This is a genomic window from Gammaproteobacteria bacterium, from assembly GCA_009845905.1.
In the GTDB taxonomy this organism is placed as follows: domain Bacteria; phylum Pseudomonadota; class Gammaproteobacteria; order Steroidobacterales; family Foliamicaceae; genus Foliamicus.
This window is the reverse complement of the sequence record VXYS01000009.1, coordinates 46,650-67,447: the sequence shown is the minus strand read 5'-3', so window position 1 is coordinate 67,447 and position 20,798 is coordinate 46,650. Positions and strand designations below refer to the sequence as shown.

Below are 20,798 nucleotides of genomic sequence, written 5' to 3'. Positions count from 1 at the left end.
GATCGAAGCGTCAGCCGCAGGGCACGCTGACGCATCGGGGTGGGCCGTCCAGCCGGACCGCGGCCAGCGATCCGCCCCAGACGCAGCCCGAATCCAGCGCGATATGGCGATCGGTAACGAAGCATCCCAGCGCCGACCAGTGCCCGAACACGACCCGGCACCCGGACGGCAGTCTGCCCGCATGCGTGAACCAGGGAGCGAGATAGGGCGGCTGCCCGCCGGGCGGCCCCTTGTAGGAAAAATCCAGCCGGCCCCGCGCATCCACCATTCGCATCCGTGTGAAGGCGTTGACGATCATCCGCAGGCGCCGGGTTCCCGAAAGCCCGTCCTGCCAGCTATTGGGCACGTTTCCGTACATCTCGGCCAGGAAGTCCCGATAGTGCGCGTCCCGCAGAACGCTCTCCACCTCCGCGGCCCGCGCCAGCGCCTGCTCCAGGTCCCAGCCGGGAAGGACCCCGGCATGCACCAGCAGGCAGTTCAGGTCCCGGTCGAAATGCGCCAGCGGGCGCCGGCGCAGCCAATCGGCATGTGCGCGCACTTCGGGGTCCTTTTCGTGGGCCTGTTGCGCCAGCCAGTGCAGGTCGTGGTTGCCGAGCACGACGATGGCCGAGTCCTCCAGTTCGCGAACCCGCGTCAGCACGCCCGCCGAGTCCGGCCCGCGGTTGACCAGGTCTCCGCAGAACCAGAGCCGGTCGCGCCCCGGCTCGAACCCGATCCGGTCCAGCAGCGCATTCAGGGGCCCGAGACACCCCTGCACATCCCCAACCGCCCATACCGCCACTTAGTCCACCCTGAAAGCAATACGCCGCCTGTCCCTGCACCGCCCCTTTCGGGAGTGTTGGAGGCAGGGATGCCGGAACCAAGCTCCATGGATGGATTCATGCGTCTCCCGGAAGGGGCGGTGCAGGGACAGGCGGGCAACCACTCAGTGCAGGACGCCGGGGGTCTGAAGGCGGAAGATGGGGATGGGCGCCTTGAAGTCCTCGCCGCCGTCGGTGACCATGCCGTAGCTGCCCTGCATCGTCCCGAACGGCGTATCGATGATCGCGCCGCTGGTGTAGCGGTGGCTCTCGCCCGGGAGCAGCCGGGGCTGCTCGCCCACCACGCCGTCCCCGAACACCTCCTCCACGTGCCCGTTGCCGTCGGTGATGATCCAGTGCCGCGTCAGCAGCCGGGCGGCTTCCCCGCCGCGGTTCGAGATCGTGATCGTGTAGCTGAACACGTAGCGGTCGCCCTGCGCATCCTGCCCCAGGTAGGCCGGCTCAACCTCGACGTGAATGTCCTCGCCCGAGATCATTCTTCCGGCTCGACCGCCGCGGGCGTTCGGTTCTTCATGAACTCCACCATGTCGTCCCTGACTTCGGTCCAGTTCTCGAGGTCGAACATTTCCGGCGCGTGCTCCTCCAGGGTGCCGCGCAGGTTGGCGGGCATCTCGTCAAGACTGTCCAGTTTGCAGCCGTAGCCTCGGGAGAGCTGGCGCCCGGGCCGCTGGCCCATCAGCATCCAGTGGTTCCAGTTCAGGGTTTCCTGGTAGTGGCTGATCGCCGGCGCCCTGGACAGTTCCGGGTTCTCGACGTCGGCGAGTTCCGCCATCAGGAACATGAACGAGTCCCAGTGAAAGATGGGCCCCACGGAGGCCTTGGGCCAGACTTCCGGGCGCAGCGGGTTGGGAAACCGGAATTGCGAGCGAATCGGAATGAACAGCCTGCCGCCCACCGTCCACCATTCCATGTTCTTCGGCTTCATCGTTGCGGTCTCGTCGGTAATCGTTCCTTCCAGCGTGTTCTCGACGGTGATCGGCCCGGTGAAGTAGTGCTGGACTTCGACCGTTTCCCCGGTGTACATGTTGTACCACTCGTCAATCACCTCGTCGGTGTCGAACCGGGTAAAGAGCGCCGTTTCGTTCATCGTGGCCACGAACCTGTGCTCTTCCGCCTGCCGCCAGCGGGTCACGTTGTAATTGATCATGCTGAACAGCGGCTCGAGGTTGCCCTCGTGGACATAGCCCCAGACGTGACCGCGCGAGACGCGGTGCACCGTTTCCTCGGCCAGTGACCCGAACACCTTGACCCGCGCGCGAAAGCGCGCAACGGGGTCGTTGAGGTCCAGCGGTTCGCGCGGAACGCCTTGTTCGGCCGCGCATCCGGACAGCGCCGACGCGCCCAGCGCGCCCGCTCCCAGGCCCTTCAGGACCGTGCGCCTGTCGAGGCCGGATTGGTTCACGGGGTCTGGCTTGTTGCTCATCTTGTTCTCCTTTCTGATGCGCCTTACACCGAAATAGGCGCCGGAATATGGGGGTGCGGATCGTAGCCGATCAGCTCGAAGTCGGTTTCCACGTAGTCGTCGATGGATTCTCGTCCCGCCGTGATCCTGAGTTGGGGAAGGGGGCGCGGCTCGCGGGAAAGCTGCTCGCGGGCCTGTTCGCAGTGGTTGCTGTAGAGGTGGCAGTCGCCGCCGGTCCAGACGAAATCTCCGGGTTCGAGCGCCGTCTGTTCGGCCAGCATGGAAAGCAGCAGCGCATACGATGCGATATTGAAGGGAACGCCCAGGAACAGGTCGGCGCTGCGCTGGTAGAGCTGGGCCGACAGCCTGCCGCGGCTCACGTGCAGCTGCAGCATCATGTGGCAGGGCGGGAGTTTCATTCGCGGAATCTCGGCTACGTTCCAGGCGTTGATGATGATTCTTCGCGAGTGCGGGTCGTTTCGGATCATTTCCAGGGCCTGGTCCACCTGGTCGATCGCGCCGCCGTTGCCGTCCGGCCAGCGCCGCCATTGCGCCCCGTAAACCGGCCCCAGGTTGCCGTCCTCGTCGGCCCACTCGTTCCAGATCTTCACGCCGCGCTCCTGCAGCCAGCGCACGTTGGTGCCGCCGCGCAGGAACCACAGCAGTTCGACCGCGATCACCCGCAGCGGAAGCCTCTTGGTGGTGAGCATCGGAAAGCCGTCGGCCAGGTCGAAGCGGAGCTGCCGCCCGAACAGCGCCCGGGTGCCCGTGCCGGTGCGGTCGCGGCGCTCGGTTCCGGTTTCCAGTACCTCCTCGAGAAGACTGAGGTATTGCCGCATGTGCCTATACCGGCTGCGGCGCGCGCCGGGCGAGCAGCCACAGGCCGAAGCCGATCATCGGCAGGCTCAAAAGCTGCCCCATGGTCAGCCAGTTGGAAGCGAGGTAACCGAGGTGCGCGTCCGGCACGCGCAGGAACTCCACCAGGAGCCGGAAAATCCCGTAGCCGGCCAGGAACAGTCCGGTTGCTCGTCCCAGGCCGCGCCGCGCGCCGGACGGCAAGGGCCGCGCCGTATACCACCAGAGCACGACAAACAGCACCAGTCCCTCGAGAAAAGCCTCGTACAACTGCGTTGGATGCCGGCCGACGCCGTCCACGATGAACGCCCACGGCGCGTCGCTGGGCTTGCCCCAGAGTTCGCCGTTGATGAAGTTGCCGATACGCCCGGCGCCCAGGCCGATCGGCACCAGTGGAACGACGAAATCCGCGGTTTCGACGAACGTCCTGGAGTGCTTGCGGGCGAACAGGAGAACGGCGGCGCACACGCCCAGCAGCCCGCCGTGAAACGACATGCCGCCTTCCCAGATCCGCACGATATAGAGCGGATCGTCGAGTATCTGCTGCCAGCCGTAAAAGAGGAGGTAGCCCAGGCGCCCGCCCGCGATCACGCCCAGGCAGGAGTAGAAGATCAGGTCCTGCACCATGATCGGCGTGAACGTGCTGCCTGGCCGGCGGGCCTGCCGGTGCGCGAGCCACCAGGCGGCGACGAAGCCGAACAGGTACATCAGCCCGTACCACCGTATCGCCAGCGAGCCGATGCGCAACGCAACAGGATCGAACTGCGGATATTCGATCATCTCGCCCGAAGTCTAGCAGCCCGAATCAAGCCTTTACCGCCCATTGCCGCTCGACACGGGAAGCCTTTTCCCTGCCCCCTGCTTTTGGGGAGCGTTGGAGCCAGGATGGCGGAACCGAGCCATGGATGGCGCCTCCCGAAAAGCAGGGGGCAGGGAAAAGGCGAGGGAACAGCGCTACTCAGGATCGTCGATGCGCAGCACCTGGTTGCACTCGTAAAAATAACCGTCCGGATCAAAGATCGCACACCCCAGCAGATGGCGCGTCTCGCCCTTCGACCCCGTGACCTTGAAGGTCCTCTCCGGCGTATGCACCCGCGTGCCCAGCTCGCCGGCCCGGCGCGCAACCTCCGCCGCGTCTTCCGTATCGACCACGAACACCGGCGTCCCGTAGCCCACGGAAGTCGGAATCTCCGGCGCCGGCAGCGGCGGGTCCACCCATTGCAGCAGGCCGATCATTCCGATCCTGGGGTCTTCGCACTGCATGATGACCAGGTGGGTGACATCGCCCTTCTTGCCCGCGGCTATGCCCTTGCCCGAAAGCGTGTAGGGCATGTCGATCCAGGTTTGCATGCCCAGCACGTATTCGTACCAGCGGCGGCTCTTTTCCATGTCCCGGACGATCAGCGTGGTGCGCTTGACGATGTTCCGGATGCGGGGTGCTGAATTCATTCGTTTGACTCCCTCGGTTGAAGTGCGCGTTTATACCACGTCGGCGTCAGCAGGTTCCGTCCAGGCGGCAGGCGTTGGGGCGAAGCCACTCGTCCAGCGCCAGGCACAGCGCGGTGTGCGACAGCGGATGCTGGCCCATGTGCTCCCAGGCCGTCCGCAGCGTGCGCTCGGCGGCCGCCGCATGGCGCATGCCGGGCGTGATCTGCGAAATCCTGAGCAGCGCCCGCGCCGCGACCGCCGCACCGGACGGAAGGGCGTCATCGGACAGCGATCGCGGCCGGTGGATCAGCCGCTCGTGCCGGGCCGAGGTGAAATAGAATCCGCCGTTGTCCGCATCCTCGAAACTGTCCAGCATCGTCTGCGCCAGCGCCTCGGCCGTGGCCTGCCGTTCGCCGCCCAGCTCCAGCAAGGCGTCGATGAAGAACGCGTAGTCGTCCAGAAAACCCTCTCCGCCGGCGCGCCCGTCGGTCCAGCAGGCGAGCAGCCGGCCGTCGCGCATCATTTCGGCGATGATGAAGTCGGCCGCCTGCTCCGCCGCCGCGGTCAGGTCCGGGCGTTCGAGGCAACGGCCTGCGATCGCCAGCCCGCGCACGGCCATCGCGTTCCAGGCGGTCAACAGCTTCTCGTCGCGCATCGGGCGCTCGCGCTTTGCGCGCGCCTCCAGCAGGCGTTGCCGCGCCGCGGAAAAGTCCGCTTCGGCGACGTCCGGCGCGGGCCGCTCCACGAGGTGCCAGGCGCTTTCCTCGAAGTTGGGCCGCCGGTTCAGTCCGTAGCGGGCCGCAAAGCCGTCGTATTCGTCTTCCGGCAGCAGTTCCCTCACCTGTTCGGGCGTCCACAGGTAATAGAGGCCTTCCTCGCCTTCGGAATCGGCGTCCAGTGCGGCGAAGAACGCCCCTCCCTCGTGACGCATGTCGCTCAGCAGCCAACCGGCCGTGGCGTCGGCGACCTCCGCGTAGCGTTGCTTGCCGGTGAATTGATACGCCAGGGAGTAGGCCGACAACAGCGCCGCGTTGTCGTAGAGCATCTTCTCGAAATGCGGGATCTCCCAGCGCGCGTCCACCGAGTAGCGGAAGAACCCGCCTCGCAGGTGGTCGTTGAGTCCGCCCGCCGCCATCGCGTCGAGCGTGGTCTCGAGCATTTCGCGGGCCGGCTCGCCGCCCGGCTGCGAGGCGCGCCGGATCAGCAGTTCCATGTCCGCCGGCCGCGGAAACTTCGGCGCGCCCTGGGTGCCGCCGTGGACGTGATCGAAAGCCGCGCGCATCTGCTCCATGGCGCCGGTCAGCGGCTGCTCGTCGAGCTCGCCGGCGAAGGACGCGCCGGGCGCCGCAATGCGGGCCAGCATTTCCCGGACCGCCTTGCCGTTGCCGCGCGCCTCCTCGCGCCGGCCGGCGTAATAGGCGGCCACGTTCCTCAGCAGTTCCGTGAAGGCCGGCATGCCGAAACGCGGCGCCTTGGGGAAATACGTTCCGGCGAAGAACGGAAGCAGCTCGTCGTGGGTCAGGAACACGGTCAGCGGCCAGCCGCCGGCCCGGCGCGTCAGCAACTGGTGGCTGGTCTGATAGACCTTGTCCAGGTCCGGGCGCTCCTCGCGGTCCACTTTCACGTTCACGAACAGCTCGTTCATGACTTCGGCGGTGGCGTCGTCCTCGAACGACTCGTGGGCCATGACGTGGCACCAGTGGCAGGCCGAATAGCCCACCGAAAGCAGGATCGGACGCCCGGATTCGCGTGCGGCGCGCAGGGCCTCTTCGTCCCAGGGGTGCCAGTGCACCGGATTGTCCGCGTGCTGCAGCAGGTACGGACTGCTTGCCTCCCTCAGTCGATTCATGCTTTCCCGCCCTCAAGGCTGCGCTCGCCTCAGTCTATGCCAGCGGCGCGGTATTTCCCTGGTGTGCGAATACAATCCGGGCTTTCTCGGGTCCGAACGGCTGCTTGGATGATCGCGTGAACAGAGGCAAGGCGGCAACGGCCGGCGCTTCGCCTGCGTCCGGCCCCGCAATACTCGAGCGGATTGCCGACGGCGACCCGCTCGCCATGACCGAACTCGTCGACCAGTACGGCGACCTGGTGTGGTCGCTGGCGCGGCGCTATTTCGGCGCTTCCCCGATCGCCCAGGAGTCGGTGCAGGAAGCCTTCCTTTCGCTCTGGTCCAGCGCCGGGCGGTTCCGCCCCGATCGCGGCAGCGAACTGACCTTCGTGCTCACGGTCGCGCGCCGGCGGATCGTGGACCAGGTCCGGCACGAGGCCCGTTTTTCCGGCGGCGTGCCGCTGGTGGGCGACGAGGTGGATCAGAACAGCAGCGACCAGGCCCGGCTCGACGCACAGCTCGAAATGATGCGGGTCGAACCGCTGCTGCGCGAGCTGTCCGGGAACGAAAGGGAAATCCTTTCGCTGTCCCTTTACGAAGGATATTCACATAGCGAGATCGCGAAGCGCCTGAATATGCCCTTGGGAACCGTCAAGACGCGTATCCGCCGCAGCCTTATCCGGCTGCGGGCGGCGCTCAAGGTGCAGCGCGGGGAGGCCGAAAATGACGCCGGCTGACAGAATCCGCGAATTGCTCGCGGCCGAGGCCGCCGGGGAGCGGCTCGACGACGCGGAGTTCGGCGAGTTGCGGCAATTGCTGGCCGACATGCCGGCCGCCGACCGTATGCGCGAACGCGACGCCATGCACGAGGCCGCGGCCCTGGGGCAGGCCGCGTTCCTGGCGCAGGACCGCGAGGCGTGGCGGCCGATGCCCGGGGATTTGCGCGAACGCCTGCTGGGCATGGCCCGCGCCCGCGCGGTGGACAACCCACCGCGCGCAACCCGGGCCAACTGGCCGGCCCGCTGGGGATGGAGCGCGGCCACGGCCATGGTGATCGTCTGGATCGTCAGCACCGTGCTGCTGCCGCGCCAGCCAACCGTCCCGGACAGCGTTTCGGTGCAGTCGGCCCCGGACGTCGTCAGGCTGCCATGGCGCTCGGACACCAGCGGTTACGAGGAGGTGCGTGGAGAAATCGTATGGAGCGATACGCTGCAGGCCGGCGAGATGCGATTCGCCGGGCTGCCGCCGAACGATCCCGAATCGCAGCATTACCAGTTGTGGATCGTGGTCCCGGACCGCTATGCGCATCCGGTGGACGGCGGCGTATTTGACGCTTCCGCCGATGGCGATATCGTTGTCCCCGTGGACGCAAAGCTGAACGTGGTTGAGCCGGTGGCCTTCGCCGTGACGCTGGAACAGCGCGGCGGCGTGGTGGTGTCCGAAGGGCCGCTGTTGCTGGTGGCCGCCGAAGGTCCGCGCCCGGGACAACCCCTTTGAGGATTCTGCGCGGTATTTTTCTGGCGCTCGCCTGGACCGCCGGCGGGCTGATCGCTCTTGCGCTGATCGGGTTCGGCGTTGCCGCCTGGATCTGGCGGGACATCCCGGCCGAGACGCTCGAAGCCCGCTACGGCACGCCGTCGTCGCAATTCGCGGAGATCGACGGGGCCCGCATCCACTACCGCGACGAGGGCCAGGGCCCGGCGGTGGTGCTGATCCACGCCAACTTCGCCAGCCTGATCGGCTGGGACCCCTGGGTGGACGCGTTCAAGGACCGCTATCGCGTCGTTCGCTTCGACATGACCAGTCACGGCCTGTCCGGCGCCGACGCGACGGGCGATTACAGCCTGCCTCGCACGGTGGACCTGATGGAGCGGCTGCTCGATCGCCTGGGCGTGGAGCGCTGCGCGATCGTCGGGACGTCGCTGGGCGGCACCGTCGCCATTCACTACACGGTCCGAAATCCTAACAAGGTGGCCGGCCTGGGCCTGATTTCGCCCGGTTCGCTGGAGCCCGGCGTTCGAGGCCGGGAGGCGCCGCCGCGCATGTCGCCGGTGACGGCCCTGGTTCGCTGGATCACGCCCCGCGCGCTGCCGGAATTCATGCTGAAGGGCGGCTTCAGCGATCCGCAACGGGTCTCGCCCGAACTCGTCGACCGCTGGCATGACCTGTGGCGGCTGGAAGGACAGCGCCCGGCGCAACTGGCACGTCTGCGTCAGTACATTTCGGGCAATATCGAGGAACTGATCGGGCAGGTGTCGGCGCCCGTCCTGATCCAGTGGGGCGAGGACAATCCGCAGGTGCACGTGGAACTGGCCGCCGAACTGGCCCGGCTGCTGACGAGCGCGCCTACGGTTGAGACTATCATTTATCCCGGCGTGGGGCACATGGCGATACAGGAAGCGCCGCGCGAAACCGCCGTTGACGCGCGCGACTGGCTGGACCGCGTGCCGTTCGCCCGAGGCGCCGATTCACTTCGCGAACAGCGGGAGAGTTGAAAAGATGAAGATGCTGCTTAAGGTGCTGGTCGTGGCCGTGATCGCGGTCTTTACGCTCGCGGTGGCCGGCTTCGGCGTGTTTCAGTACATGAACCGCACTCCGCCGCAACTGGTGGAGCCGAACTATTTCGAGTACTACAAGGCCCAGGACACCGTGCCCGAGGGCCGCGTGGGAATCTTCATCTCGCACCTCATCCAGCCGGAGGAACTGCGTTTCGAGGACTACTACGTGCTATCGAAAAAGAGCCTGCAGTACATTCCCTGGCCGATCCGCAACATCGCCGGCGCCGACCGGGGCGTGGTGCTCATGGACGCCGAGCGCTACTACGAGTTCGAGGAATTCACGCCCACCCGGCTGATCGATCACATGGGGCGCGATACGGACTTCGACGGCGTGCCCTACGCGGACAAGTACCTGACCGGCGAAGTCGTCTGGTCGCCGCCCTCGACCGCCACCTACATGTCCCAGGGGTTCTTCCTGCTTCCCGACCGCAAGGCCGGCATGTCCACCTCGGCGGCCCGACTGATCACCAAGTGCCGGGTGTTCTACTACGCGCCAGGCAAGGGTTTCATGGACGGCCGGGTGCCTCACGAGGAAGGCAGCCGCCTCCTCGCCGAGGACGCGATGCAGCGGGTGCACGAAAAGTACGGCGACATCCCCTGGGCCTGGGTGACCGCCGAACACTTCGGCATGGCGCGCAAGGCCATGTACGACCTGCTCGACACCGGGGTGGACACGGTATTGCTGGCCATCCCGCGGCCGGTCTATTCGCACCACGAGGAATTCAACGGCAGCGTCAAGCACGCGATGCACTACATCCACGAGTGGGAGGAGCGCAACGGCAAGCACATCAAGGTGATCATCACTCCGCAACTCGGCGACATCCCGGTGATCCGCACCGCCTACATCAAAATGCTGAGGGACCGGCTGGACACGTTTTCGCCCGCGGATTCGGTAAACGTGGTGATATCGAGCCATGGAATGCCCTGGGACAATGTTCCGCACGAGGCCTGGCTGGAACTGGGGCCGCCGTATCTCGAAGCGGTTGAGAACGACGTCCGCGAAGTGCTGGAGAGTTACGGCTTTTCCCGCAGCGAGGTGGTGGTGAGCCAGGAGAATTTCGCCGATCCGCTCAACGATCCCGACGACCGCTACCTGTCCACCAACGAGGCGTACTGGAACGGCATCAACGCCGGCTACGACTACGTCGTGAACCTGCCCGTCTCGTTCTTCGCCGAGAACACCGACACCGCCTTCGGGCACGCGATGGTCAATTACGAGGGTTTCGACGAATACAGCCGCTACGATCCCATCGACTATCCCGACTGGAACGAGCCCCTGGTGCGCGAGTTCGTGCAGGACGGGACGCGGGTCATCTACAACGGCACGCCTGTGGGCCGCTACGGCGAACCGGTCATCGAGGCGTTCTTCCAGGCCATGGATACGATCCTGTCGCAGCATCCCGGCAATCCCGCACCCGGGGGGGAGGGCGTCCCGCCCTCCGGGAAGACGGGACGTCTTCCCTCCCAGGCCGATTCCGCCAGCGCCCAGCCCGGCGCTCAATGAGCGAAACCGGCGACCGCCCAAGCCTGGAGGGGCTGCGCATTCCGCGGGATGAGCAGCCCCCGGAAAGCCGCTTCAAGCGATTCCTGTGGCCGTCCATCGGCACGGTTTGCGTGGCCGGCGCGCTTGCATTGCTGGCCGCCTGGTTCTGGCCCGACTCGGCGACGGCAGTGCGCGTCGAGACGGTGCGTTCGTCGTCGGCCGGCGCTGCGGCCAGCGTTCTGGACGCCAGCGGCTACGTGACCGCGCGGCGCGCCGCGACCGTTTCGTCCCAGCGCACCGGAAGGATCCGCAGGGTGCTCGTGGAGGAAGGCATGACCGTCGAGGAGGGCCAGGTGGTGGCCGAGCTGGACGACGCGGCGGAACTGGCGCAGTTGCGCCTGGCCGAAGCGCAATTGACTTCGGCGCGCAGCGCGCTGGGCGAGACCCGCGCCGAGCTGCATGAAGCCGAACTGTCTTACACCCGGCTGTCGGAACTGCACGACCGGGGACTGGCGAGCGAAGCCGAGCTGGACGCCGCCACGGCCGCCCGCGACCGGCTGAGCGCCCGACTTGAATCCAACGACGCTGCGGTTACCGTCGCGGAGCGCGCGGTGGCGGTGCAGCGGCAGGCGCACAGCGAAACGGTGATTCGCGCTCCCTTTGCCGGCGTGGTCATCGACAAGAACGCACAGCCGGGCGAAATGGTTTCCCCGGTTTCCGCGGGCGGCGGATTCACCCGCACCGGCATCTGCACGCTGGTGGACATGGAATCGCTGGAAATCGAGGTGGACGTCAACGAGGCTTACCTGCAGCGGGTGCAGCCCGGAGGCGCGGTGACCGCGCGACTGGACGCCTATCCTTCCTGGCGCATTCCGGCGGAGGTGATCGCGATCGTGCCGGCGGCCAACCGCGAGAAGGCCACGGTCCGGGTCCGGGTGGGCATTCTCCAGCGGGACCCGCGCATTCTTCCGGACATGGGCGCAAAGGTTTCGTTCATCGAGCCGGGACGGCCGGCGCCGGCTGCCGTGGCCGGCCCGGACCGTCTGAGCATCGCCTCGTCGGCCCTGCAGGGACCGGCGGACAATCACTGGGTGTACGTGGCGGAAGACGGACGGGCCGTGCGCCGCAGCGTCGCGGCGGGCGAGCGGGACGGCCTGAGAGTGGTGGTTCTTTCCGGACTGTCGCCGGGCGACAGGGTCATCCTCGATCCGCCCGCGGGGCTATCCGACGGGGCGGAAATTCAATATCCTTGACCCCGCAGGGAATACAAGAGCGCGATTCATGGCCCGAGAATTGATCCGTCTGGCGGAGGTCAGCAAGAATTACCGCAAGGGGCGCGAGCTGGTGCGCGTGCTGGAAGGCATCTCGCTGGCCATCGAAGAAGGCGATTTCGTGGGCCTGATGGGCCCTTCCGGGTCCGGCAAGACCACGCTTCTGAACCTGCTGGGCGGTCTCGACAAGCCGACCAAAGGCGACGTCGAGGTGGACGGTAAAAATATCAGCAGGCTTTCGACGGGCGCGCTGGCGAAATGGCGGGCGAGCAACATCGGGTTCATCTTCCAGTTCTATAACCTGCTGCCGGTGCTGACCGCCGCCCGCAACGTGGGGCTGCCGTTGCTGCTGACGTCCCTTTCGGCCTCGCAGCGCAAGAAGCACGTCAACACCGCGCTGCAACTGGTGGGCCTGGCGGACCGGGCCAAGCACTATCCGCGGGAGTTGTCGGGCGGCCAGGAGCAGCGGGTGGCGATCGCGCGCGCCATCGTGTCCGATCCGCCCATACTGCTGTGCGACGAGCCCACCGGCGACCTGGACCGCGCGACCGCCGACGAAATCATGAGTCTGCTGCAACGGCTGAACCGCGACTACGGGAAGACCATCGTCATGGTCACCCACGATCCGCGCGCCGCTTCCTTCGCCCACCGCGTGCTGCACCTCGACAAGGGCGAACTGGGCGCGGCGCCGGAGGAGATCCACTGATGAACCGTTTCACACTGATCTGGCGCAATCTCTGGCGCAAACCGATCCGCACCGTCTTCACGATGCTGGCCGTGCTGGTGGTGTTCTTCCTCTTTACCCTGCTCGAGGGCCTGCGGATCGCGTTTTCCCTGTCCGATGTCGGTCCGGCGGCCCAGGAACGGCTGCTGACTTCGCACAAGGTTTCGCTGATCATGATGCTGCCGATCGCCTATGAGTCCCGGATCGCGCGTCTTCAGGGCGTCGAGGCCGTCTCCCACGGCACCTGGTTCGGGGCCCGCTATCAGGACAACCCCGAGTTTGCCCAGTATCCGGTAGAGGCCGAGCAATACCTGGCGCTCAACCCCGAAATCAAGCTGGACGAGGGACAGAAGCAGGCCTGGCTGGGCAACCGGATGGGAGCCATAGTCGGACGCCCGGTGGCGAACCAGTACGGCTGGCAGCTGGGCGACCGGGTGCCGCTCAGGTCCAGCATCTGGACGCGCAACACGGGCAGCGACGTCTGGGAATTCGATATCGAGGGCATTTTCGACGACACCGACGCCGGCATGAATGCGGGCGTGGTGCTGTTCCATTACGACTATTTCGACGAGGCCCGGGCCTTCGGCAAGGGCACCATCGGCTGGTACGTGTCCAAGGGCGACGGCTCGATGCCGATCGAGGACCTGATGGCCTCGATCGACGCCGAATTCGAGAATTCGCCGGCCGAGACCAAGACCAACACCGAGGCGGCCTTCGCCCAGGAATACGCGCAGCAGTTCGGCAACATCGGGCTGATCGTGACCCTGATCCTGAGCGCCGTCGTGTTCATGATCCTGCTCGTGACCGGCCACACGATGGCGCAGTCGGTGCGCGAGCGGATCCACGAAATGGGCGTGCTCAAGACGCTGGGCTTCACCTCCGGGAGCATCTTCCGGCTGACGGTCCTGGAGGGCCTGCTGCTGGTCCTGCCCGTGGGCATCCTGGCGATGCTGCTGGGATGGGGCGCCCTGACGCTCGTGGCCGGCACCATGGGGGCCATGTTCCCGGCCGGCCTGCAAATCGGCGCCTTTTCCATAACGCTGGGTCTGGCGCTGATGCTGGCGATCAGCCTGGGGTCCGTGCTGCCGCCGGTCATCCGGGCGCTCAGGCTGGACATCGTGGCGCTGTTGCGCACCACGTAGTGCTGTGTTCGGCTGGCTGACGCAGACGGCGGCCCTCGCGGCGCTTAACCTGCGCAGCCTGCCGCGCAGGCCCGGCACGGCCGCGGTGGCCATGTCCGGGATCGCCGCGCTGACCGGCGTCTTCGCCGGCGTGCTTTCGATGGCCTCCGGATTCGAGAAGACCATGGACGGGACCGGGCAGGAAGACGTGGCGCTGGTCCTGCGCAGCGGCTCCACAGCGGAACTCAACAGCCGCTTTACAGGAGAGCAGGCGGACGTGATCCGTTACGCCCCGGGCATTGCCAGGGACGCGGAAGGAGAGCCCGAGGTTTCCGCGGAGTTGTTCTGGATCGTCAACGCCGTGGGCAAGTCGTCCGGGACCGAGGCCAACGTGGCGCTGCGCGGCATCCAGCCTACCGGCTATTCGCTGCGCAAGGACTATCGGCTGGCGGAGGGGCGGGAATTCACTCCGGGGCGGTTCGAACTGGTCGTCGGCCGTGGCGCGCGCAACCAGTTCGTGGGCCTGGAACCCGGGCAGACCATCCGCTTCGGCAAGACCGAATGGCTCGTGACGGGAGCGTTCGAGACCGGCGGTTCGGTGTTCGAATCGGAGCTTTGGTGCGACGTCAACGTGCTCCAGTCGGCGTATCAGCTAGGCAACGGGTTTCAGGTTGTGCGCGCCCGCGTGGACGGCGCGGACGGCCGACTGCAACTGGAAGAGGCGCTGGGCGACGACCAACGGCTGAGCGTGGACGTCTGGAGCGAGAAGCAGTTCTACTCCGATCAGGCCGAGGACACGGCCTCGCTCATCAACAATATCGGCCTGCCCATATCCGTGCTCATGGGCATCGGCGCCGTTTTCGCCGCGCTTAACGCGATGTACGCGTCGATTGCCGCCAGGGCGCGCGAACTGGCCACGCTGCGGGCGGTCGGCTTCGGTTCCTTTCCCACCGCGCTGGCGACACTGCTGGAGTCGGTGGTGCTGGCGTTCCTTGGGGGCGTGCTCGGCTGCGCGATCGCCTGGTTCGCCCTGAACGGTTTTCAGGCCTCCACCCTGGCCTCCAGTTTCAGCCAGGTCGTGTTCAATTTTGCGGTGACGCCGGACCTCCTCGGAAGGGGAATCGTCGCGGCCCTGATCGTGGGCCTGGTGGGTGGAATCTTTCCCGCCGTGCGGGCGGCGACGGCGCAGGTCACCGCGGCCCTGCGCGAGCTCTAGTGCCATGCCCCGAGGGTTTGCGGCAGCCATCGGGGCCGTCGTTCTGCTGGCCGTCGGCGCGGCGGACGAACAGGGCATGATCGATTATCGCAAGGACGTCATGCTGAGCATGGCGGCGCACCTTTCGGCATTGACGGAACTGCTGGCCGGCGGCCTGGAGCTGGATGAACGACACGTCGAAACCCAGGCCAGCTCGCTGGGGCTGAATGCGCAACTGGTCAGCTCGCTGTTTCCGCCGGGGTCCGACGAAGGCGATACGTCGGCCCTGCCGGGCATCTGGCAAAGGCCCGAGCAGTTCCTGAACAGGGCCGAGGCGGCCGAACGCGAGGGCCGCAACCTGGTTGCAGCGGCCGGATCCGGGGACCGGGAATTCATGGTGCAGTCGCTGAGACGGCTGGCCGACGCCTGCCGGAACTGCCACCGCGATTTCCGGTTCGAGCAAGAGGACTAGCTGCCCGAAACGACGCCGGCCCGCGTGCCAGATACAATTTGCAGGCTTCTTCCAATGAACCTGCGCGAAACTTCCATTGGCCTGATTGCCGCCCTGGCGGCGGCGGCCGGCGCGATTTCGGGATGCGGCGGAGAGGCGCCGGAGGAGGAACCGATGGCCATGGCCGAATCCGGGTGGGGACGATTCACCGGGGAGTTCATCGAGGACCTGTTCGCGGCCGAGCCGACGCGCGCCGTGTGGGCCGGCCGGCACGAATTCGACGGACAGCTTCCGGACGTGAGCGCACAAGCGATCCGCGAGCGCGGCGACATGCTTCGGCAGTACGTCCGAAGGGCCCAGGGGGAGTTTCCCGCGGAAGCCCTGGATCCGGAACAGGACCTTGAGCGCCGGCATCTCCTTGCCTCCATCGAGAGCATGCTGTTCAGCGTGGAGGTGGCGGAATATCACCGGCGCAACCCTGCCTGGTACGCGGGGCGACTGAGCCCCAGCGTTTACGTATCGCGCGATTACGCCTCCAGGGACGAGCGGCTGGCGGCGTTGACCGCCCACCTGCAGAAGGTCCCGGCTTATCTGGAGCAGATGCGCGGTACGCTTGAGCCGCCTTTTGCGCGGCCGTTCGTTCGCACCGCACTGGTCAACTTCGGCGGGCTGGCGTCGCATTTCGAGGACGACGTTCCCGGCCTGTTCGCCGATGTCGCGGACGAGGATCTGCAGGCCGCGTTTGCCGAAGCGCTGGCGCCCGCCGTGCAGGCCCTGCGTGAAGTCGAGACCTGGCTGGAGCTGCGCCTCGAGGACGCAAGCGGCGACTTCGCCCTCGGCGAGGAACGCTACCGGGAGCTGCTTTGGCGCCGTTACCGGATCGACCTGGACTGGAAGACGCTGAAGGGCGTGGCGCAGGCCGACCTGGCGCGCAACCTGGAACTCTTGCGGACGGCCTGCAAGCAGGTCGATCCGGAAATCACAATCGCCGAATGCGCCGCCATGGTGCGCGACGACAAGCCCGCACAGGGCGCCGTGGCGCGCGCCAACGAACAGTTGCCGGAACTGAGGGATTTCCTGCTCCATGCGGACATCGTCGGCATTCCCAGCGACGAGACCGCCTTCGTGGCGGAGGCGCCCGCCTACCGGCGCACCAATTCCGCCTACATCGAAATTCCCGGCGCCTTCGAGGAGGGCCTGCCGGCCATCTACTACATCGCCGGCCCGGACCCGGAGTGGCCGCCCGAAGTGCAGCGGCAGTACGTGCCCGGTGAAGCCGACCTGCTCAACACCTCGGTGCATGAAGTCTGGCCCGGGCATTTCCTGCATTCGCTCTACATCAAGCGCTCCGGCAACCGGATGGGCAAGATCATCTGGAACGCCATGCTCAGCGAGGGATGGGCCCACTACACCGAGGAGCTGATGCAGGAAGCGGGACTGGGCGAAGGAAAGCCGCTGCTCAGGGTCGGTCAGATCCTCGATGCGCTGATGCGCGACGTGCGTTTCCTGTCATCCATCGGCCTGCACGTGGAAGGCATGGATGTCGAGACCTCGCAACGGATGTTCGCGGAACTGGCCTACCTGGATCCGGGCAATGCGCAGCAGCAGGCGCTGAGGGGCACCTACGATCCCGATTACTTCGTCTACACGCTGGGCAAGCTGATCATCGTGAAGATGCGCGAGGACTGGACCGCGGATCGGGGCGGGCGCACGGCCTGGAAGGATTTCCACGAGCAACTGCTTTCGCTCGGCAACGCGCCGCTGCCGGCGCTGCGCGAAGCGATGATGGGCCCCGACGACCCCGGCCCCCTCCTCTGATTCCTGGGTGGGAGGGCGTCCCGCCCTCCTCAACTGGTCACGAATTCGTGGATGGCCGCGACCTTGCGGGTCAGGAACTCCGGGTCCTCGTAGCCCGGCGTCTCCAGGAAGCGCGCGCGGGGAGCGAGCGCCGCGGCTTCGCGAGTGTGTTCGAGCAGCGGATCCTGCTCGTCGCAGATCGCGAGCGCCTCGCAGGTCAACAGCGGCATGCGCTCGCGAACCCGGTGGGAGAAGGCCGCCCGGTAGGCCTTGTGGTAGGTCGTGAGCGCCTTGAGCACCTCCACCGTGGCCTTATGCAGCAATTCGGGCGCAACAATGCCCGTGCCGCGCAGGTGCTCCTTGTCGCGCTTGAACCAGGGAAAGAAGATGTTCTGGTCGCGCATGAACTGGAACGCCCAGAGGTAGTGCCGGCCTTCCAGGTCCGGGTGCACCTCCGGCGCGTAGTTGCTCAGCATGTCCTGACGCTCCTCGCCCTCGAACAGCGCAATCCCGTCCAGGATGACCTTGCCGATCCGCTCCGGCGCGGCAATGCCCAGTTCGATGGCCGTGTGCGCGCCGGTGTGGCTGCCATAGGCCGAGGCGCTTTCGATTCCCAGCGTGTCGAGCAGCGCCAGCATGGACGTGGCGAAATCCTCGATGCGGGGTTGCTCCATCTCGAGCGCGTCCGAGTCGCCGTTGCCCGGCGTGTCCGGGCAAACCACGTTCAGGGTCTTCGCCAGCGCCCCGCCCAGCGTGCGCATGCTCCACGACGACGTGGGCGAGGCGTGCAGCATCAGCAGCGTGCCCTGCGCCGAACCCGGAAAGTGATAACGGTAGTGAATGCGGCCCTTGGCCGTGTCGGCGAAAGCGCGGCTTAAGCGCAGCGGTGGAGCGTTTGACATGGACTTTCCCTTTTTCGTTGCAGGAGGCGAACCGGTGTCACGGCACGAAGCCGGAGAGCGCATATTGCCTCAAACCGGCGGGGCTGTGGTAAATTCCCGCACCCTGTCCGACGCGCGGGCAGGGGTTCCGGCAAGAGGGGTTCGGCATGGTCATCATCAAGAGAATACTGCTCGGCATCGTGGCGCTGCTGGTGTTGTTTTTCGTCGTCGGTTTCCTGCTTCCGCGCGACGTTCGAGTCGAGCGCTCGGTAGAAATCGACGCTTCGCCGCAAGCGGTGTTTACGATGGTGAACGACTTCCAGCAGTTCAACCGCTGGCAACCATGGGCGCAGATCGATCCCACCACGCGTTACGTTTACGAGGGACCCGCCACCGGCGCCGGATCGCGCATGACCTGGTACAGCGATCATCCCCAGGTGGGCGACGGGATGCAGGAAATCACCCTGAGCGAGCCTTACTCCAGGGTGCGCATGGCGCTCGACTTCGGCACCGGCGGCCTCGCCAACGCCGACTACCTCATCGATGCCGGCGGCGCCGGAGGATCGATCCTCACCTGGACGCTGGAGACGGACATGGGCGGCAACCCGGTGGCGCGCTATGTCGGGCTGATGATGGACGGCATGGTAGGTCCCGCCTACGAGCAGGGCCTGGCCAATCTAAAGGAAATCCTGGAAAACCAGCCTCAACAGGAACCCGGGCCGGCGATTATGGACGTCCCGGGCGACCCGGACGATTCCGGGGCCGCGCAACCCGAAAGCCTGGCCACATAGACCCGCCCCTTCGAGCAAAGCCGAGGACTGCCGAGCATGACCCATCCATCCACCGCTTCCATCCGCAACATCGTTCTCCTCGGCCATTCCGGCGCCGGCAAGACCGTGCTGGCGGAGAAGCTGCTGGCGGCTTCCGGTGCGATCAAGACGCCCGGCAGCATCGAACGCGGCACCACCGTGTGCGACTACCGTCCGGAAGAGAAGCGCCTGCAGTATTCCTCCGACGTGTCGATTTGTCATTTCGATCATGACGACGCCCGCGTGAACCTGATCGACACGCCGGGTTCGGCGGATTTCGCCGGGCGGGCGCTGAGCGTGCTGCCCGCCGCGGAGACCGCCATGGTGGTCATCAACGCCGCATCCGGCATCGAACTGATGACCCGCCGGGCGATGGACGCGGCCGGGGAGATGAAGCTGGCCCGGTTCATCGTGGTCAGCCATATCGACAGCGAGACCGCCGACCTGCCCGGCCTGATGGAGCAGATACGCGACTCCTTCGGGCGCGAATGCATCCCGCTGAACCTGCCGGCAGACAATGCCGCGCGGGTGGCCGACTGCTATTTCAATCCGGAAGACGCCGACACCGACTTCGATTCCGTAGCCGGGGCGCACACCGCCATCGTCGACCAGGTCGTGGAACTGGACGACGACCTGATGGAGCTGTATCTGGAAGAGGGCGAGGACATGAACCCGGAGCAGCTGCACGGCGCGTTCGAACGCGCGCTGCGCCGGGGCCACCTGGTGCCGGTGTGCTTCGTATCCGCCGCCACCGGGTCCGGCATTAATCAGCTGCTCAACGCGATGAACCTGCTGGCGCCGTCGCCGCGCGAGGGCAATCCGCCGGCGTGTTCGCTGAACGGCGAGGCGGTCACGCTGAAGGCGGACAAGGACGCGGACGCGGTCGCGCTGCTGTTCAAGATCAACGTCGATCCGTACGTCGGCAAGATGGGCGTTTTCCGCGTCTTTCAGGGCCAGGTGAACATCGGCGATTCGCTTTATCTCGACGACCAGCGCAAGGCGATCAAGGCGGCCCACCTGTACGCGCTGCAGGGCGCCGAGTCGCATGAAGTCCAGTCGGTCGGCCCCGGCGGCATCGCCGCGCTTTCGAAGATCAACGAACTCTCGTACGGGGGCGTCCTGCACGCGGAACACGCGCATGACCGGCTCGAATTCGCGGACGCGCCGCTGCCGGCGCCGATGCACGGCGTCGTTCTGGAACTGACCCGGCGCGGCGACGAGAAGAAGCTGTCCGACGCGCTGGCCAAGCTGACCGCCGAGGACCCCAGCCTGCTGCTGGAGTTCGATTCGCAGGCCAACGAGACTGTCCTGCGCGGCATGGGCGAACTGCACCTGCGCGTCATCCTCGACCGCATGGCCGAGGAGTTCAACCTCGAGGTGGAGACCCGGCAGCCGCGCATCGCATACCGCGAGACGGTCACGCGCAAGGCCGAGGGGCATCACCGGCACAAGAAGCAGACCGGCGGCGCGGGCCAGTTCGGCGAGGTGTTCCTGAACATCGAACCGCTGCCGCGCGGCGGCGGCTTCGAGTTCGTCGACAAGGTGGTGGGCGGCGTGATCCCGTCCCAGTTCATGCCGGCGGTCGAGAAGGGCGTGCGCCAGGTGCTGCTGGAAGGCGCGGTGGCGGGTTACCCGCTGCAGGACATCCGCGTGACCGTGTACGACGGCAAGCACCATCCGGTGGATTCCAAGGAAGTCGCCTTCGTAGCCGCGGGCAAGAAGGCCTTCCTGGACGCGATCGGCAAGGCCCGGCCCATCGTGCTGGAGCCGATCGCGAAGATCGAGGTCACGACGCCCGGCCAGCACATGGGCGACATCGCCGGCCACCTGTCCGGCTCGCGCGGCCGCATCAGCGGCAACAACTCCGTCCCGGGCAACCAGGTGGTCATCTCCGCGCAGGCGCCGATCGGCGAGCTGGGCGACTTCCAGACCCGGCTGAAGTCAATGACCGGAGGCGAGGGCGCCTACACGATGGAATTCGACCACTACGCCACCGCCCCGCCACCCATCCAGAAAGCCCTCGAACAAGCCTTCAAACCCAGCGACGACTAGCCTGGGGAGCGAGGGCATGTCCCTCGCGGCGTCCCGCCCTCACTGAAATAACCAGCCCAGGCAGCAAGCGCATGCTGACTGCTCCTCTCGCGTTGCTTGGCTCAACTGTATATGTTATATAT

The 20,798-nt window shown here is 66.4% G+C and carries 20 protein-coding genes; 12 read left to right on the top strand and 8 right to left on the bottom strand.

From position 1 onward, the window contains the following. Positions 1-10: 10 nt before the first annotated feature. The 7 genes from F4036_07845 to F4036_07815 form a co-directional block, all read right to left on the bottom strand. Positions 11-781 (bottom strand): symmetrical bis(5'-nucleosyl)-tetraphosphatase, encoded by a 771-nt coding sequence (locus F4036_07845; GenBank protein ID MYK37647.1) that lies wholly within the window; start codon positions 779-781, stop codon positions 11-13. 144 nt (positions 782-925) lie between these two features. After that, positions 926-1,297 carry a Co2+/Mg2+ efflux protein ApaG gene (gene apaG / locus F4036_07840; protein ID MYK37646.1) on the bottom strand — a complete coding sequence of 124 codons (372 nt, stop codon included), beginning with the start codon at positions 1,295-1,297 and terminating at the stop codon, positions 926-928. Further along, positions 1,294-2,244, bottom strand: a complete 951-nt coding sequence (locus tag F4036_07835) for a DUF1838 domain-containing protein (GenBank protein MYK37645.1) — start codon at positions 2,242-2,244, stop codon at positions 1,294-1,296. The genes apaG and F4036_07835 overlap by 4 nt, the downstream gene beginning before the upstream one ends. Positions 2,245-2,267: 23 nt before the next feature. After that, a complete protein-coding gene (locus F4036_07830; GenBank protein MYK37644.1) occupies positions 2,268-3,062 on the bottom strand; it encodes a thymidylate synthase in 795 nt (264 codons plus the stop codon). 4 nt (positions 3,063-3,066) lie between these two features. Then, positions 3,067-3,858: a prolipoprotein diacylglyceryl transferase gene (locus tag F4036_07825; protein MYK37643.1), complete on the bottom strand. Its 792-nt coding sequence runs from the start codon at positions 3,856-3,858 to the stop codon at positions 3,067-3,069. A gap of 174 nt (positions 3,859-4,032) precedes the next feature. Then, positions 4,033-4,527, bottom strand: a complete 495-nt coding sequence (locus F4036_07820) for a VOC family protein (protein ID MYK37642.1) — start codon at positions 4,525-4,527, stop codon at positions 4,033-4,035. A 46-nt stretch (positions 4,528-4,573) separates the two neighbouring features. After that, positions 4,574-6,355 carry a thioredoxin domain-containing protein gene (locus F4036_07815; protein ID MYK37641.1) on the bottom strand — a complete coding sequence of 594 codons (1,782 nt, stop codon included), beginning with the start codon at positions 6,353-6,355 and terminating at the stop codon, positions 4,574-4,576. Positions 6,356-6,471: 116 nt separating this feature from the next. Here F4036_07815 and F4036_07810 point away from each other — a divergent pair, with 116 nt between their 5' ends. Genes F4036_07810 through F4036_07765 form a run of 10 tightly spaced genes read left to right on the top strand, consistent with a single transcriptional unit; the run spans position 6,472 to position 16,955 of the window. Beyond that, positions 6,472-7,071, top strand: a complete 600-nt coding sequence (locus F4036_07810) for a sigma-70 family RNA polymerase sigma factor (protein ID MYK37640.1) — start codon at positions 6,472-6,474, stop codon at positions 7,069-7,071. Continuing rightward, positions 7,058-7,831, top strand: coding sequence for an anti-sigma factor (locus F4036_07805; GenBank protein MYK37639.1), 774 nt, complete (start codon positions 7,058-7,060; stop codon positions 7,829-7,831). Before F4036_07810 ends, F4036_07805 begins: the two co-directional genes overlap by 14 nt. Next, a complete protein-coding gene (locus F4036_07800; GenBank protein ID MYK37638.1) occupies positions 7,828-8,829 on the top strand; it encodes an alpha/beta hydrolase in 1,002 nt (333 codons plus the stop codon). Before F4036_07805 ends, F4036_07800 begins: the two co-directional genes overlap by 4 nt. A 4-nt stretch (positions 8,830-8,833) precedes the next feature. Then, positions 8,834-10,396 carry a hypothetical protein gene (locus tag F4036_07795; protein ID MYK37637.1) on the top strand — a complete coding sequence of 521 codons (1,563 nt, stop codon included), beginning with the start codon at positions 8,834-8,836 and terminating at the stop codon, positions 10,394-10,396. Further along, positions 10,393-11,628, top strand: coding sequence for an efflux RND transporter periplasmic adaptor subunit (locus tag F4036_07790; protein ID MYK37636.1), 1,236 nt, complete (start codon positions 10,393-10,395; stop codon positions 11,626-11,628). The genes F4036_07795 and F4036_07790 overlap by 4 nt, the downstream gene beginning before the upstream one ends. Before the next feature lie 28 nt (positions 11,629-11,656). Beyond that, positions 11,657-12,352: an ABC transporter ATP-binding protein gene (locus F4036_07785; protein ID MYK37635.1), complete on the top strand. Its 696-nt coding sequence runs from the start codon at positions 11,657-11,659 to the stop codon at positions 12,350-12,352. Beyond that, positions 12,352-13,512: an ABC transporter permease gene (locus F4036_07780; protein MYK37634.1), complete on the top strand. Its 1,161-nt coding sequence runs from the start codon at positions 12,352-12,354 to the stop codon at positions 13,510-13,512. The genes F4036_07785 and F4036_07780 overlap by 1 nt, the downstream gene beginning before the upstream one ends. 4 nt (positions 13,513-13,516) lie before the next feature. Next, complete coding sequence (locus F4036_07775) at positions 13,517-14,707, top strand: ABC transporter permease (GenBank protein MYK37633.1); 1,191 nt, start codon at positions 13,517-13,519, stop codon at positions 14,705-14,707. A gap of 4 nt (positions 14,708-14,711) precedes the next feature. Then, positions 14,712-15,158: a cytochrome c gene (locus F4036_07770; GenBank protein MYK37632.1), complete on the top strand. Its 447-nt coding sequence runs from the start codon at positions 14,712-14,714 to the stop codon at positions 15,156-15,158. Positions 15,159-15,212: 54 nt separating this feature from the next. After that, positions 15,213-16,955 carry a DUF885 domain-containing protein gene (locus tag F4036_07765; protein ID MYK37631.1) on the top strand — a complete coding sequence of 581 codons (1,743 nt, stop codon included), beginning with the start codon at positions 15,213-15,215 and terminating at the stop codon, positions 16,953-16,955. 29 nt (positions 16,956-16,984) lie between these two features. Here F4036_07765 and F4036_07760 read toward each other — a convergent pair whose 3' ends face one another. Next, complete coding sequence (locus F4036_07760) at positions 16,985-17,899, bottom strand: alpha/beta hydrolase (GenBank protein ID MYK37630.1); 915 nt, start codon at positions 17,897-17,899, stop codon at positions 16,985-16,987. Between the two features lie 83 nt (positions 17,900-17,982). Between F4036_07760 and F4036_07755 the strand changes: the two genes are divergently transcribed. Then, positions 17,983-18,606: an SRPBCC family protein gene (locus F4036_07755; GenBank protein ID MYK37629.1), complete on the top strand. Its 624-nt coding sequence runs from the start codon at positions 17,983-17,985 to the stop codon at positions 18,604-18,606. A gap of 36 nt (positions 18,607-18,642) precedes the next feature. Further along, complete coding sequence (locus tag F4036_07750; GenBank protein ID MYK37628.1) at positions 18,643-20,676, top strand: elongation factor G; 2,034 nt, start codon at positions 18,643-18,645, stop codon at positions 20,674-20,676. The last annotated feature ends 122 nt before the right edge of the window (positions 20,677-20,798 follow it).

What these genes read in the sequence shown, in the direction of transcription:
- F4036_07790 (MYK37636.1), top strand. Translation starts at nt 10,393, where the DNA reads ATGAGCGAAACCGGCGACCGCCCAAGCCTGGAGGGGCTGCGCATTCCG.
- F4036_07755 (MYK37629.1), top strand. Translation starts at nt 17,983, where the DNA reads ATGGTCATCATCAAGAGAATACTGCTCGGCATCGTGGCGCTGCTGGTG.
- F4036_07780 (MYK37634.1), top strand. Translation starts at nt 12,352, where the DNA reads ATGAACCGTTTCACACTGATCTGGCGCAATCTCTGGCGCAAACCGATC.
- F4036_07750 (MYK37628.1), top strand. Translation starts at nt 18,643, where the DNA reads ATGACCCATCCATCCACCGCTTCCATCCGCAACATCGTTCTCCTCGGC.
- F4036_07805 (MYK37639.1), top strand. Translation starts at nt 7,058, where the DNA reads ATGACGCCGGCTGACAGAATCCGCGAATTGCTCGCGGCCGAGGCCGCC.
- F4036_07820 (MYK37642.1), bottom strand. Translation starts at nt 4,527, where the DNA reads ATGAATTCAGCACCCCGCATCCGGAACATCGTCAAGCGCACCACGCTG.
- F4036_07760 (MYK37630.1), bottom strand. Translation starts at nt 17,899, where the DNA reads ATGCGCTCTCCGGCTTCGTGCCGTGACACCGGTTCGCCTCCTGCAACG.
- F4036_07765 (MYK37631.1), top strand. Translation starts at nt 15,213, where the DNA reads ATGAACCTGCGCGAAACTTCCATTGGCCTGATTGCCGCCCTGGCGGCG.
- apaG (MYK37646.1), bottom strand. Translation starts at nt 1,297, where the DNA reads ATGATCTCGGGCGAGGACATTCACGTCGAGGTTGAGCCGGCCTACCTG.
- F4036_07825 (MYK37643.1), bottom strand. Translation starts at nt 3,858, where the DNA reads ATGATCGAATATCCGCAGTTCGATCCTGTTGCGTTGCGCATCGGCTCG.
- F4036_07815 (MYK37641.1), bottom strand. Translation starts at nt 6,355, where the DNA reads ATGAATCGACTGAGGGAGGCAAGCAGTCCGTACCTGCTGCAGCACGCG.
- F4036_07770 (MYK37632.1), top strand. Translation starts at nt 14,712, where the DNA reads ATGCCCCGAGGGTTTGCGGCAGCCATCGGGGCCGTCGTTCTGCTGGCC.
- F4036_07785 (MYK37635.1), top strand. Translation starts at nt 11,657, where the DNA reads ATGGCCCGAGAATTGATCCGTCTGGCGGAGGTCAGCAAGAATTACCGC.
- F4036_07830 (MYK37644.1), bottom strand. Translation starts at nt 3,062, where the DNA reads ATGCGGCAATACCTCAGTCTTCTCGAGGAGGTACTGGAAACCGGAACC.
- F4036_07835 (MYK37645.1), bottom strand. Translation starts at nt 2,244, where the DNA reads ATGAGCAACAAGCCAGACCCCGTGAACCAATCCGGCCTCGACAGGCGC.
- F4036_07795 (MYK37637.1), top strand. Translation starts at nt 8,834, where the DNA reads ATGAAGATGCTGCTTAAGGTGCTGGTCGTGGCCGTGATCGCGGTCTTT.